The 14,914-nt window shown below is 41.3% G+C and carries 12 protein-coding genes and 1 pseudogene (1 of these 13 cut by a window edge); 2 read left to right on the top strand and 11 right to left on the bottom strand.

Annotated features, from left to right (window positions below):
* Positions 1–282, bottom strand: partial view of an NUDIX hydrolase gene (locus tag MKY98_RS05225; protein WP_029517535.1) — the 5' portion only. The gene continues 186 nt to the left of window position 1, outside the view; 282 of the gene's 468 nt are visible here — the first part of the coding sequence; the start codon lies at positions 280–282; its stop codon lies beyond the left edge, outside the window.
* A gap of 989 nt (positions 283–1,271) precedes the next feature.
* On the opposite strand from MKY98_RS05225, the gene MKY98_RS05220 reads away from it, so the two are divergent.
* Positions 1,272–2,588: an erythromycin esterase family protein gene (locus MKY98_RS05220; protein WP_069012392.1), complete on the top strand. Its 1,317-nt coding sequence runs from the start codon at positions 1,272–1,274 to the stop codon at positions 2,586–2,588.
* Positions 2,589–3,029: 441 nt separating this feature from the next.
* Here the strand turns inward: MKY98_RS05220 and MKY98_RS05215 are convergent, their stop codons facing one another.
* The 3 genes and pseudogenes from MKY98_RS05215 to MKY98_RS05205 form a co-directional block, all read right to left on the bottom strand.
* The gene (locus MKY98_RS05215) at positions 3,030–3,782 is read right to left on the bottom strand and encodes an alpha/beta fold hydrolase (RefSeq protein ID WP_069012391.1); all 753 of its coding nucleotides are present in this window, start codon (positions 3,780–3,782) and stop codon (positions 3,030–3,032) included.
* A 355-nt stretch (positions 3,783–4,137) separates the two neighbouring features.
* Positions 4,138–4,880: pseudogene (locus tag MKY98_RS05210) on the bottom strand (formylglycine-generating enzyme family protein); the annotation flags it as partial.
* A 288-nt stretch (positions 4,881–5,168) separates the two neighbouring features.
* Positions 5,169–5,807 (bottom strand): glycoside hydrolase family 11 protein, encoded by a 639-nt coding sequence (locus MKY98_RS05205; RefSeq protein WP_025720875.1) that lies wholly within the window; start codon positions 5,805–5,807, stop codon positions 5,169–5,171.
* A 763-nt stretch (positions 5,808–6,570) separates the two neighbouring features.
* On the opposite strand from MKY98_RS05205, the gene MKY98_RS05200 reads away from it, so the two are divergent.
* Positions 6,571–6,648, top strand: a complete 78-nt coding sequence (locus MKY98_RS05200; RefSeq protein WP_340887063.1) for a hypothetical protein — start codon at positions 6,571–6,573, stop codon at positions 6,646–6,648.
* Between the two features lie 164 nt (positions 6,649–6,812).
* Here the strand turns inward: MKY98_RS05200 and MKY98_RS05195 are convergent, their stop codons facing one another.
* The 7 genes from MKY98_RS05195 to MKY98_RS05165 are packed head-to-tail and all read right to left on the bottom strand — an operon-like array spanning position 6,813 to position 14,910.
* Entirely contained in the window at positions 6,813–7,652 is an 840-nt protein-coding gene (locus tag MKY98_RS05195) for a hypothetical protein (protein WP_029517538.1), read from the bottom strand.
* A gap of 1 nt (position 7,653) precedes the next feature.
* Complete coding sequence (locus tag MKY98_RS05190) at positions 7,654–8,667, bottom strand: peptidase U32 family protein (protein ID WP_029517539.1); 1,014 nt, start codon at positions 8,665–8,667, stop codon at positions 7,654–7,656.
* Positions 8,668–8,671: 4 nt separating this feature from the next.
* Complete coding sequence (locus MKY98_RS05185) at positions 8,672–9,496, bottom strand: hypothetical protein (protein WP_029517540.1); 825 nt, start codon at positions 9,494–9,496, stop codon at positions 8,672–8,674.
* Between the two features lie 3 nt (positions 9,497–9,499).
* Positions 9,500–10,735, bottom strand: coding sequence for an MFS transporter (locus MKY98_RS05180; protein ID WP_029517541.1), 1,236 nt, complete (start codon positions 10,733–10,735; stop codon positions 9,500–9,502).
* Complete coding sequence (locus MKY98_RS05175; RefSeq protein ID WP_141695515.1) at positions 10,736–11,974, bottom strand: ATP-grasp domain-containing protein; 1,239 nt, start codon at positions 11,972–11,974, stop codon at positions 10,736–10,738.
* A gap of 16 nt (positions 11,975–11,990) precedes the next feature.
* On the bottom strand, positions 11,991–13,649 hold the full coding sequence (locus MKY98_RS05170; RefSeq protein ID WP_069012390.1) for a B12-binding domain-containing radical SAM protein: 1,659 nt from the start codon (positions 13,647–13,649) through the stop codon (positions 11,991–11,993).
* Entirely contained in the window at positions 13,630–14,910 is a 1,281-nt protein-coding gene (locus MKY98_RS05165) for an ATP-grasp domain-containing protein (RefSeq protein ID WP_069012389.1), read from the bottom strand. The genes MKY98_RS05170 and MKY98_RS05165 overlap by 20 nt, the downstream gene beginning before the upstream one ends.
* Positions 14,911–14,914 lie beyond the last annotated feature (4 nt).

The following is a 14,914-nucleotide window of genomic DNA, read 5'->3' as shown; positions in this document are numbered from 1 at the left end:
ACCACCGATGATTTCACCAGTAAAATGAAATAAAAGAACCTGATGATTTGTACTACTCATGAAATTATAAATACCTGTAGTGGCTGTAATTTTAACGTCGTAGCCAGTTTCTTCTTTTGCTTCTCTACGTGTTGCCTCAAGAATATCTTCACCATATTCGATTCTCCCTGACGGGAAGTTCCATGTATTCTTAACAGATGCTTTGTTTTCTCTGATCATAAGCAGCTTATCTTCATGTAGTATCGAGACACTCACAACCAACACAATCCCGTTTTGCGTCACGCTAAAAACCCTACACAGTTAGAAAATTAACACCACTATCATTAGAACATATTTTCCATTTGTTGTAAATGACTAAAACAGCGCTCGTTAAACTAAACTACCCGTTAGCTTAATGAGCCATCAGTAAGTCTGATACTTTATTTTCAAATATTTTTCCGTTCTCTACCGTCTGTAAAGGTATACCTTTAAAAACATCTTCTAGTGGATCAAACCGCCAGGAGTGTCCACAAGGCGCGAACGCTATCCTGTCTGAGGTGCGGTTCATGACATCGTTCCTAAAAGTATACTTTATAGGAACGATAATGAAGTATAAATTTTCACATTATTTGGGTATCGCCAGCAAAATGCGGATTTACAACGTTAAGGAGCCTTATATTAAATTTCGTGAATCCGCCTCTAATAATGGATACTAACCCACATCATTTAAGGCAGATTTATTGAACTAATATATCTAGTAACGTTTTAGTGCGCATTTTAAAATTATTTAAAGCATTCGAATAAAGGGTTATCCATAGCTTTTTCATCAACCAAACGCTGAATCAATTGGATGTTCGTACATACTCAAAAGGCCTTTTCGCTCTTAAATAATTATTCTAAGGTATCCGCTCCATCATAAACACTTTTTCGTAATACATCCGCGTTGACGACCCGATTGTGTTAGTAAGCCAATAAACCATGATATGTAATGAGTTCATCTTCGCTAAATCTTTGACGGAGGTCACCTCCACAATCACTCCAAGCTGAGTTTTCCAATTGATCCGGCCAGCGGTCTTCTCTTTAAATCAGCAAGGACTTCATCTACTATGTGAATATGAAAACGTTCAGCGGACATTATATTTCTCCTCCTTTTTTGTGCACATCTTAATCAATTCAAATTTTGCCCCCACCAGACTTACCCTGGCTTATCACTAAGGGAGGCCTGTTTTGGGTTAATGAATGGACAATTCGGAAATAATCCACTCATACCGTCTAAAGGAGGGAACAAATTCATGAATTCTAATGATAATCTATCAGAGCAGAACGCATATTTAAAAGAGCTGAATGCCTTATTTATCCCATTGGACGGAATGGAGAATCTGGACAGCATGGTTAAGGCCATCGGAGATGCAGATATTGTGCTGCTTGGCGAGGCGAGCCATGGGACGTCTGATTTTTACCAAGTTCGGGCCGAACTTTCGAAGAAGCTAATTACAAGCAAGGGATTTAACATTATCGGCGTGGAAGGAGACTGGCCCTCTGCTTATCGGTTAAACCGGTATGTTAAAGGGATGGAGGGGTCCGATTCTTCGGCAGCCGATGCACTGGGTGATTTTACCCGCTGGCCGACCTGGATGTGGGCGAATACGGATATTCGTGATTTCGCGGAGTGGCTGAAGGAGTACAATGAGATGAATCAAGGGGGCGGAAGTGATTGTCCCAAGGTTGGATTTTATGGCATCGATATGTACTCGTTATGGGAATCGATGGAGGCAATCATCGCTTATTTGGAGGAGACCAAGTCTCCCCACTTGGAACAGGCCCGCAGGACATATGCTTGTTTTGATCCATATAGCAGGGACCATCAAACTTATGGCATTGCGGCAGGATTGCTCTCGGAGAGCTGTGAGAAAGAAGTGGTTGAGCTACTAAAGCAGATTCAGAGCAGGCGCATGGCGTATCCGGGAAGTGAGGAAGAACTGAATGCGGAGGTGAACATGCTCGTCACTTCCAGTTCGGAGGCCTATTATCGTACGATGGTCCGGGGCGGTCCGCAGTCCTGGAATATACGGGACAGACATATGGTTGAATCGCTGAAGCGAATCATGTCCTATTACGGCGCCTCGGCAAAAGCCATTGTCTGGGAGCATAATACGCATATCGGTGATGCCCGGGCAACGGATATGATGGCTGACGGCATGGTCAATGTGGGTCAGCTACTGCGGGAAGATCCGGAACATCGTGTGTTTGCCGTTGGCTTCGGAACCTATCAGGGCGAGGTACTGGCGGGAAGAGCTTGGGGAACTCCGGTTGAGAAAATGACCGTGCCGCCCGGACAGCCAGGAAGCTGGGAGTATTGCATGCACCGGGCGGGAGACGGCCGGAATGGCATGGTAATGCTCTCCGATGCATCTTCCATACTGCATACGGTCATTGGCCACCGAGCCATCGGTGTGGTATATGAGCCTGCTCATGAACGATTCGGCAATTACGTGCCTTCCAGCATGGCGGATCGTTATGATGCGTTTGTTCATCTCGACCGGACCACCGCCCTTCAGCCACTGCCTATCCTTCAACCGGTTGCAACGGATGCTTTATTTTCAGAATAACAGCTCGTAAGAACCGTCTGTGGAATGCAGGGTAGCTGGTATAGTTTACCGTCAGGGCTCCGGATTATAATTATAAAACTGGCTCCAATATAAAGCAGCGGCAGGCTCGGACTTTGTTTTATCAGTCTGAGCCTGCCGCTGTTTTATTGAGCTAACGTATCCCGTCAGTTCAATTAAACACTTTCTGATTTTTGGTGGAAGGCGTTAGTCTTCTTTTGATGATAGGTACGTCAATTCAACTGCTCCCTAATATAAGGTCTTGGTATAGACATGCTTGAGAGACATCGTGTTGATGTTATCTGTAAACATCCGCTTTCCACTCATCCGCCGCTTCCAAGCACCAAGATGTTTCTTCCGGGTTGCCCTTTAAGTTTCAAAACTTCTTATCATCCATTATAATACTTTGATTCAAGAGATACCCAATCTATTCACGTATGGTTCTCACCTGTGACAAAACTGTCGGATGCTATTAGCTAGTTCCTCCGCATGAGTAAGGACAAGCATATGATCGGCCCCTTTGATTTCGGCAAACCTAATTGCAGGTACACGCTTGAAGTGCTCGGCGATATTGTACATATCCGGCCATTCTATGGTTCCTTGTATAAATAACGTACTCGCTGCAACTTTTTCTAAACGTTCAATCGAAGGCGGCTCTGGCCAAAGGACCTCAAAGCTTCTCCACTCGGTAAATACCCTTGTCATGTAGTGATTATGCATTTCAGTCAAAAAACTCCGATGGTGGCTAGCCATCGTAGCCCGATAGATCGGTGCGGCTAAGGACAACTCTACAAGTTTTGAAATATCGGGAGCGACCGCATTCACCGATGTCATATAATTGGTAAATTCTTGCGAATATGCAAATCCCGTTAATGAAGGGGCAATTACCACTAGCCGCTCAACCATAGAAGGATATGATAACGCAAAATCAGTCGCGACTTGCCCACCGATGGAATGGCCAACAAGTGTGACAAGATCCAGTCCGAGATGTTCGAGAAGTTTGCGCAAATCCTCCACAAGTGAAGTCGGCTCTTGCATAGCAGGCGAGCGGCCGGTTCCTCGACCATCGAAGGTAATGATCTTGAATGATTTTGCCAGTCCAGGCACCATATATCTCCATACCCTTGAGTCGACACCTCCCGAGTGAATCATGACTATAGGGACTCCATTCCCCTCGATTTCGTAAAAAAGTTCCACCTTGTTCCTCTCCCCAATGTGGTAATATTTTCCTGATTACCATTTTAGCCATGGCTGAACATACAGTCTATATTAAAAAGATATCCACTATGAAGTCACTTTGAATAACTGCCCGTCGCTTAATTAATGCCTCGTCATCTTGTGTATAGAGGACGAGAGCTGCTGGGATTATGCGAAAAGTGATGAACAAACATGGCGGAGACATATCCTGGACCATCTTCTACTCAACATGCCCAAAATATTTTTTAAGCCTCTAAATCCCTCTCTTTGTCAGCAGAAAATAAAGTATTAGACTGGCTCTATAAATTGAACAGCGACAGCCGAGGACAAAAAATAAAGTCCTAGACGGTCGCTGTCCACCACCCTTCACAACTCGGTAGAAACCGCTTTCGCTATCCAAGTCTCCATACCAGTCCCAACACCATTCTCTTACGTTGCCAGACATATCGTAGTAAATTCCTAACTCGTTGGGTTTCCGGGTATCGATTGATTTTGTTTTATTATTGTTGCTCTCTATAATAGGCCAGTTCCAGTCTCCAGATAAGTATTTGTCTCCGGCGTTTTTCCAATACCATTCGACCTCGTCAGCATTATTGCTTCCGCTGTATGTGTAGCCCTTGCTCGCCTGACCTCCGTCTGCAGCATATTCCCACTCCAATTCTGTAGGCAATCGGCAACCGTTAGCTCCCTCATTAATCGTTACTGTCCATTTTATATTATCGTTATCATCCTTATTTATTCGGGTCTTTTATTATCCTTGTCTATGTTGTAATACGGTTTTAAGCCCTCTCGTATACCTCTTTGATTACAGTACTCCACAACGTCATACCAACTCACCATTTCTCCTGGCAAACTGTCGCCTATGAATACCGAGGGATTACTTCCCATGACTTCAACCCACTCTTTTTGAACTACTTCATATTTGTTGATATAAAAGTTCGATAGGGCCACGCTTTTTCCAGAGTTGTTGTACTTGTTGTTCTGAAAAGTCCCACCTTCCACGAATACAAGGTTATCCCTTTTCTCAGGCTTATCTTGCGAACAAGCGCTGATCACAACCATTGGTGCTATTAAAAGGAAAATCAATAGCTTTCTCATTGATATATCCCCTTTAAGCTGATAGGGAAAATGATAGGCCATGACGGCCCGCAATTCGCCTCCAGCAGCGTCGAAGGCCGTTCGTCTAGCAGGTAACGGCCTGCAACGCATCCGCACTGACGGATAGACTGGAGGAGAACGGCCATCGGCCTGTCTACAATGCTTAGAGATCAGTGTTTCCTCCATGGACCAATTCGTGTAAATCCTATCAGACAGCTTTCGGAACCCGTTTATCCCGTGAGACAGCCCCAACCGCGCCTGTTCGTTGAACAGCTTGCAGTTAAGTGGTTACCACACCGTTACGTTAGAGCTCCCGCTACTCTGATACCCCTCTGTCGCCAACACCTGGTAAGACCAGTTACTTCCCAGATTCATTCCTTTGCTCGCCCACGCTTTCACGTGGTTGCTGAAAGTGATCGTGGAGTTGCCCCCGGTCGGTCTCTTCGACTGTCGAACACTCCAGTACTGAATAAACGTCGTTTTTTGGCCTTCAATGGAAGGTGCGTCGTATCGCATTGTTGTGTAGATGTCATATGTGCCCCCATCACTGGTCACCGTACCTTTATACGTTCCGGTAGGTCGATAAGTCCCCCAGCTATCAACGACGTAATATTCAATGAGTGAGTTTCTCGTCCACCCGTAGAGAGCCAAATATCCATTACCGGACGGCGCCCAGACACCGGCATTGTAGTTAATCGTTCTGTTTGGCGATCCAGTAGTCCAGCCTTTGCCGACAACAAAATTCCCGGTATCCTTCCATGTTACGCTGTAATTACCGCCTGATCCATTTACAGCATTGACCGTCCCGCCGCCATCGGTCCAATTTTGCCAATAGTCTGTCGCTGCACTTGAGGTTGTTGCAAACAACCCAAAACTCATGGAAGCTGCAAGAACTACCGTCATCATTTTCTTACTAAACTTAAACATACTCTACCTCCTAAAATTTTGTATTTGTCCCATACACTTGCTTGTTGGTTGATTCTCTTTGCAGTATATCACCTATCCGTGCCATATTCCGTATTTTTTTACTTTAACCTCCTTTCTGAGTGAAATTATAGAATAATAGCGTTTGCATATAAACCTAGCAAATTAAAGCTTTAACTCTATTATGTTTAGCTTTCTTTGAAATTTTAGAACCCGTCGAGGGTAACAATAGATACCGAGTCCCGTAACGTTGAAAGAAGGGCTTGGCTGCTTTTAATTAATTCGAGCAATATGCGAATCCATTTTTTATGTTTTCCTTTTTAGCTATTCACCTAATCAGTAACGATACCAAGTTCTTGTCCCTTTCGGCAATGGAATCAAGTCTTGTACTCCGACACCTTTGTAGTCTTTTGTTGTTGAGGATTTTCCATTGGTTCAAAATCGGGTCAGTCCCATCACCGCGGGAGCTTTATTTCTGGAATTATTCATTTTACCTTTAACGTTTAGGATTACCTGTCTGACCAAGAATAAATTCAATGCTCACCTTATATGTAGCTTCCACATGTAGTGAACTTTGGCTTGGGTGATGGATTTACGTGAGGATAAAGACTTAGCAAAACAGAATTTATAGAGAGGAAATGGCGTCCCAGTGAACGAATAAAGTCAACCGACCCTGAGTCTCAAAAAGTGAATTAAAAAATTAGTGATCTTATGGAGATGCTAAAAAAATAAACTACCAGCAGTCGATTTTGAACAAATTGAAGTCATGCTTGATTTACTAAGCGAATCAACTTCCCTACACTCGGCAGCAGCGTTCATCCACGGCTATCGAACGGGGCATTAACGATGATTGAAGTGTTTAGCGGGGAACACGAGTTTATACCAAAACGAGTGTGAAGGAACCAGTAATAGATAGGAAGATTTAACGAATGAGTTCAGAAAAGAGCAGCGAGGTTAGACCACCTGCTCTTTCAAAATAAAAGCGGGCAAACCACTCCGATCTAGTATTTATAGTACCTGAGTTATAATTCGTGAATACTCCGCTAAATTGACGGGAAGCTTGGCATTTTCGTAATAAAGAGAGTTTCCTTTTAATATAATATCTTTTTTCATCACATCATTATAGAGGACTGTTTGACAAGTCTTGCAGCTCTTATTGCATAATGATGACGTTTTCCACTCAGACATAGATGACTTGCTATACAGGATGCTGGAAAAACATCTTCGGGCAGTTGTAATGTGTACGTAAGGGTATACTAATTCCCTGCTAAAAGGGAGCACATCAGTATCAGCATCATCAATATCATTATTATTTACCAGATCATGATTGTCTTTGATATCCAGCTTATTACCTTGTATTCTATTATCATATTGAATAGCAGAAATTTTATATTTACGCATGAACCTAATATTGGGGACAAACCCTCCCGCAGTATTCTGTAAGGCACTTTTCGAATCATCATCAAGCTTGGGAAAATAGTTTGCAATAGAAGGACTTTTTTTAGCTTTATTCAGTAGTCTACCTAAAATAAGTTTAAAGCGGCCGGGATAATGATTTTCAATAAAATACAACATTCCGAAATCATTAACCACCAACTCATCAAAAATAGATGCTTCACTTACTTCCTTTAAGATGTTCACAATCGTGTTCATACTTTCATCCGTCATATAAGGAGTAATCAAGGTTAGCTTCATGTCGTGCTGCTCACAAAAGCTGATAACTGATTTTAGCTCCCTTACTGTTAAGAAAGTACGCGGGCAAAACTCCTGTCCATAATACAGACGCTGATACTGGTTCTCCACATTCGTTAATTTACGCAGGTCGTCAACCATCATCGCTTTTTCCATATTATACACTCCCCTGAACATTATGAATGCCATTTACATGGTCCAGAATTTCCGGGTAGTAGCAATGTGTAATCAATTGATCGTTTTTCCAGCTATTCTGACATATTTGCGAAGAAATCATGTGATGGTACTCTTCGAAGTTTGCCACCTCGCCGCATAAATCTATCGCTGATTTTATCATCCTGATATCACTTAAAACCTGACTTCTGTCTGAAGCTCTCCCGACCAATTTCAAGCTATCAACCGATAATTGGTTCAGATAATATAAGCTGCAAACACCACAGTCACCCTTATTGTCTAAAATCCAGTTTAGCTTTTTCTCCAGCAGTGGTACATCATACGGTATGGGCGTAATACTCTCAATAACCTGATATCTCAAAACACATGGAGGATTAAAAATGACCCCATCATTGTTATTCATAAATCGAGTCCCATGCACAAAATTACAAAAGCCATCTATATAAGTACAGCCTTCATTTTTGATAAAAACCTCAAACTCTGTATTTGGTGAGCTTTCAATTATGATTTTCATTTCTGCCATGGACAAGGAACGGGGCAAAATAAGCCGATCCGCATGAAATTCTTTGGTGTACATTTCTGCTGTGTAACAGTTAAAAATCGTGCCGCCTGTACTGATATGCACATCCACATTCGTTTTCTTATCCGCAAAATAACCGGCCAAGCCCAAATCAGCAAAAATAATAGCATCCACTTCACAACGAACAGCTTGCTCCAAATAGTAATCCAGGATACCAAGCTGCTGGTTGTTATAGCAGTGTTCGTTCATCGTAAAAAATACCTGGCACCCATGAGCATGCGCTATATTCACGACCTCCGCAAGTTCAGCAAAACTGGAAAAGTTCGCATCAGGCCAAGGTCTGCGATTCAAGGCAACGATATAGTTATACCGATCCAACCATTGTTCATCAATGACGCCACAATAAAATTCTTCGGCTCCGGCCTGAATAAAAGGCACTAAATCATCAATGGTCACTAATCCTGTACAAATTCGCATATGTCTACTCCTTTACCAGAATTCCAGCCGATTTTTCAGCCAGATGATGACTAATGATCGCTTTCAACAAAACAATTGTAAACTCCCGAAACAGGACACATGCATTGCTCTGAAGCTGATTAATCAATAAATTGCAACGTCCTCCGCACATATATCTTGAAAAACAACTTTTACAAGGTGCCAAATCGTCCACAGAATCGATACATCCTATCTCGTCGCTTGATTTCTCCAAGCCCGCCTTAGCATATCTATTGCAGCGAAAAAGCGCTCCATCACCATTTACTTGAAAAGAATGTACCCCAGCTTCGCAGGGAAACAATTGGGTTTGATTCGAGTCCAACATACTCAGCATTTTTGCAATATACTCATACTCATTTAATTCACCATAAGAAGGATGGGTATGACGCAAGTTTTTAATGTGGTTTTCTCCCTCTTGCAATTCCTCCTCCGAATACAAGGGACTACAGCCCCTGTGCCATTTTTGTAGAAAAAAATCCAGGTAAGCTGTTGGGCTACTAGGTCTGTAGTCTGCAACGAATTCAGGACGTTCCAGCGGTCCTTCAATTACACTGAAATCAGTCAGATGTAACCTGCGCGCAAGCTGGGCAATTTCGGCCTGAGCCTTGTCCGTGTTTTCCAGTTGATAAACACGCTCTATTTTCACAAAATTAGAAAGGTCATTTGCTCTTTTATGATGTTTAAATTCCGAGCTATAACTGTAATCCGTGACTTCTGAGTAGGGGTTCTCCCTATGAAAATGACCATTTTCGATATCATAGCTAAAAACAGCTTTTGGGGAAACGCGAATTAAGATGACCTCGGTATTCATCCACTACAACTCCTTCGAATCCATCATTAAAGTGCTTTTGGAGGGTACCTCTGTGTTGTTGTAGCTTCTACGGAAAATGAAGACATACAAGCAAAATAAAAGGCTAAACAAGGAATAGATAATCAGGAGTACAGCAATACTGTAGCTTTCAATAAGATGCCCACTGATGATAAGCATCATAGATAGGAGAAGATTATGTACACTGTACACAGTAGATACGGTTGTCGCCCTGCTAGTTTCGCTCGTGATGCTGGTATCAATGTGACTTTGTATTTTTGGAATAATGATCCCCCAGTTAAACCGAAACAAACAAATCAATACGATCCCAAGCCAAATGGACTTGGTTAACGCCATCCCTAAAAAAACAACAGCAAGGATCAAAGGATTAAGTATATATATATACTTCCCTTTGATTAAATGTGATAACTGAGCAGAGATGAGTGGAATAATGCCGAAAAGAGCATAAATAACTCCAAAAAAAGTCGGTGAAATTTTTAAATGCTGTAGATAGGGTTGATATTGAAAGAATACTGAGGTTAGAATGATAGCTGTGAATATATAGTAAATAGAAAATAATAGTAGTTGCCTGTTGACTCTGATTTCCTGAAAGGATTCCTTCATTATTTGTAGAGGGCGAACTCGTTGAAACGCTTTTTTACCTGTTTTGTCTTCATAAACTCTCTCCTCATGAACCAGACACACAAAAAACACCGCTAAAAAATTAGAGAATGCCGAAATGTAAAAAGTAACCGAATAGCTATATTGAATAACTACTGAGCTTAGAAGAGCAGCAGCAATCGTAGACAAAATACTTGCTGAAAAAATTTTTCCGTAGCTACGGTTCAAGACATCAAGCTTGTCATGCTTTTCATGAAGCTTATAAATCAAGCCTTGTTCCGAACCTGATATGAAGGATGAGCCCAATGCAAAAATGATATGAGCTATAATAAGTAGCATATAAGTTTGTAATGATCCCATAAGAAAGATACCAATACATTGAAAAATCGCTCCGATAAGGATAGCCTTTTTCTTCCCAATCAGGTCTCCGATCATTCCCGTGGGTATGTCAAATAGTATGGATGCCGTATAGTAACTGGCCATTACAATCCCAATTTGGGTATAGTTAAGCTTAATCATATTACTAAAATAGAAAACCAAAATGGAATTATATACATAGAATGTGTTCAGAAACCTCAATAAACCAAATAATCTGACCTGACTTTCAAACTTTTTAACCACCTACGCTTCCCCTTCCTCATCAAACAGGCTTACTTCCATTTCAAGTTCCCATAAATGCTCAATCTCATTACGAATACGCTCATTTTCCTCAAAAGAATCAACTGACCAAGTCACAACTCCAGCCACATCACCGGAACTGCCGCTAAAAGACAAGCAGTCACCCACTTGTGGTAAAATATCAGCCCGCTTCACACCTTGTATCTGAAGAAAGTCAGAGCTTGGGGTGACGTGTTTAACCCTTCCTTTCTTCTTATAGAGCAGCAGATACCCGCCATTCGTCTGTGGATAATATTGATTGAAAAGCGGCTGTTCGCCGACAAAAGCGCGAGCCCCCTCCAGTAGCGGGTTTACTCCACATGTATCCTCTATACCAAAAATAATTCCTCCGCCTGCAATTCGTGCCGCTGTTTCGCAAAATAAGATCTCCTGCTGCTTAGTGACTAATAGTTCAGTATGAGCTACTCCACTTGTGATCGGCATTGCACTCAATACTTTGTTATTTGCCGCGATAAGCTGTTGGACCAAGGGCATCTCATGGTCAGGGTAAAAATACCCGCACAGTGGCTTCCCCTCCCTGCATTCCAAAGTGCTATGCGTATAGCAGGCAACTGAAGTGAATGCAACTTGGTTATTATATACAACGCTATCCATATGGAACATTTTTCCATCAATATATTGTTCAATCTCAAATTTTCCGGCATGGTCGTTAAGCAATTGTTCATATTCGTGGATGTTATCCAAATGAACCCGAAACGTATGAAGGGACCCCGCTCCGTCAATTGGTTTAATAATGGCCTCGGGAGCATGTTTAGATAAAAAGTCGATTGCATCAGCAAAGTGGTGAACGGTTCGATATTCAGGAATAAGAATAACTTTCTCTTGAGCAAGATGATTTTTCATTTTTACCTTATCTCTAAAAAAATCACCATCTCTCCCGATGACTCCACACGTAAGACCCAATCGCTCTCTAAGCAAAGCGGTAAACTGCACCAAATCCTCACTCTCGGAAAAAATACCGTTCACGGGCTTTTCATCATGCAGTGTTAGTATAAACTCAACAACTTGAGGTGATGTTAAATCTTCGACACACAAGAAATGGTGATAATGATCACTACAACGCTCAATCAAACGTTGATTATTAGTAATCAACGTTTTTTCATACCTTAAAGAGCTCAAGCCTTCATTCACAATACGAGAAAAGTTTTCGAATTTCGCGAAAATTACATAATGTTTATCCATCCCTAATCCTTTCGTTTTATTGATAGAGAGACCTGGCATTTACAAGATTCATACAAAAAGAAAGTCCCCATTTTTTCAAATATAAAAGCAAATGTTCTTCTGACAGAAAAAAAGCATAAGTTTGTTTAATTTCCTGTTCAAACTCAGCAGCCTGTATATCTGCTTGCACCTGTGTCATCCCACTTTCCCTGCTAAACTCACTATAAAATCGTAAATGCTGGCGATTGTTAAAAGGTATTTTTTGAATGGAATACATAGCAGGATCGGCAGCAATAGGAGAATTTTCAAATAGAATAAAACGGTTATATCGGATATCTATACAATAGGGAAACAGTTCCCGTAGCCGTGCTTGATTAGCAAGAGCTTCTTCACTGGTTTCACCTGGAAACCCGATCATCGCTGTTAATTTCACCGCAATCCCAGCCTCATAGCAACTCTTAATCAGCACAGGCGCATATTCAAGATCTATTCCTTTGTTCATCAGTCTGGATACCCTTGTTTCAAAGGTCTCTACTCCAAAAGAGATCATGATGCATCCTGCACGGTTTAACAGTTCAAACAATCGGGAATTAAAACCCTTTTCCAGTCTGGCACGACAGGCCCAGGATAATATAAGCTTCCTTTCTACAATTTGAGTTGCTATTTTCTCTAAATCTGTGGGTGAAATACAGCAGTCTCTGAATCGTAATACCGAAAATGTCTGTTGTTTTGAAAAATTCTCCATTAATTGCAGGATACTCTCAATACTCTCTTTCTGATAAGTACCATGCTCTTTAATAGAACAATAAGTACATCCCTTCCAGTAACAACTTACAGACGCAGCTACATTTAAAACCTCTTCCGGCATTAGACCACTTGCAGGAAGAGAAGATAAAACGGGTAATGTTATTTTATTGGTGTAATAGTGTTTATTAGTTTCTTCAATATAAGGTTGAAGTTCTTTTTGAGTAAGTAACCAAGATAGTTCTTCCAACTTAGATGAATCCTCAACAGCTCTAACCAGTTCGCTCAATCGATAATGCTCATTTCCCAAGCCAAACGAATCCACATGAGAAAACAACAAATGATACTCCTTATCTGGAAGATTTCGCACTAATATTTTTGTATTAATCTGATCCTCCAGATTGCCGAACAGATGAATGTGTAGATTAGAGTTATATTCTTTTAACAATGAAGTCAACGAAAATAAGGGAATAACCTGATCTGGATGAAAAATTGAAATAGCAACCACCTTGACGCCTTCAGGGACAAGATCCGGTAAAATTTCTTTGAAAAAATCAAAATATGGATTGTGTTCCTTCTGTTCGGCAATCCTTAGTACCTCATCAATATTACGTAGATCCACTCCCGGATCATATAAATTCCATCGCAGCACCGCGGGTGAAATCTGTTCACTAATACGATCATAAATCTCAGCGATTTTTTGGCAGGTTTCTTCTAAATGTTCAAAATTATAAAACAGTTCAGTGTCCGTAAGATGAGTGATGATGTCCGAACGTCCCCGAAAAAAGTAATGAAATGATTCCAAATTTAAATCACGGATTTTGGTACCCACTCCTTGGTGATGTAATAAAGCAGCCGCAGCCGTAATATCGGGTGGCACAGACTGGTAGTACCATAAGGGTGGATTAATCAGCAAAATTTCGAATTGATTTTCATCCTTTTTGCTTTTCATAAGTAGTCTCTCTTTCCATCACAAATTGGATCGTATCTTCAACTTGGTGGCTCACTTTCTCTAATTCATCATAAGTATCAGCTTTAAGAACAAAAAAACCATATCTGTCCATACTGCTAGTCATCTCATCCGGTACTGTATCTCCCTCCTTCTTTTCTATAACCATCTCTATGACACCCGGCAAACGTCTGGCTTCTTCCACCCCTGATATTTGTTTGATTTTTCCACTTTTTTGATAGAAATAACGGATTCTTGAAATATCGTTTCGGGTTTCATGCAGGTACTCATCCGGTCTTTCTCCCAAAGCGCACAAAATCGAAGCCTTATGCAGATTTACTCCGTAACTCAAGCTATACAAATCAGTTATACGGTCCCCTGCAAGACGAGTAGAATATTCGATAATATAAATATGTCCCCCGGACAGCACAAATTCCAAATGACAGGGTCCTTCTGTAATTCCAAGCTCAGCCATAAGATTTATGAAGCTGTTTAATAATTGAGTGTATTTTGAAGATTCCATAGATGCTGGAAGGGTATGCTGTAGCTCAACAAAATAAGGAAGGGGAGTTTTCATTTTTTCAGTAATATGGGCAAATTTACAAGCACCTTTAAACATAAAAGCCTCGAAGCTATATTCCTGGCCTCTGATATATTCTTCTACTAGAAATGAAAGATTCGATGGATAACCGAAGTTATCCTCATTCTGAATAATCTTTTCGGCCTGCCTAATTAATTGTTCAGATGTTTGCACACATTTGACTAACATACTACTTGTCATATCAACGGGTTTAACAATAGCGGGGAATTGGATCTGGTCCAACTGCTCCTTTAGTTCGGATACGCTGTGATACAAATGGTAATCTGGATTGGATACATACTGAGAACCTTTTAGCCCGTTTCTCATACACTCTTTGCTGCGGGCATTATGGGCTACATCTGGGCGAATGGAATTCCAGCCAAACTTTTGGGAGATAATCGCGGCGACCGGTACTGCATAGTCGTGACCAGGTACAATACCCGAGTTGCGGGATATATCCGGATGCTGACTGAAAAAATACTCCATTTTCAAGTAAGTAGACTCGGCATCTGTAATGTCACTGATGATTTCAAAATGTACCAGATGCGCCTTCTCCACCTTGGGGCCGCCTTCTCTTCGAATAACAATTACAATCAACTCAAGTTCAGCGGCAAATTCAATATATTTTTCTCCAAAAAAACAAGGCTCCAGTAAAAATATAGCCCTTGAACTATTAGCAGACATACCA

It is taken from the genome of Paenibacillus sp. FSL M8-0228 (genome assembly GCF_038007385.1).
GTDB lineage: Bacteria > Bacillota > Bacilli > Paenibacillales > Paenibacillaceae > Paenibacillus > Paenibacillus polymyxa_D.
Note: the sequence above shows the minus strand (reverse complement) of the source record. Positions and strands in the feature narration are given on the sequence as shown.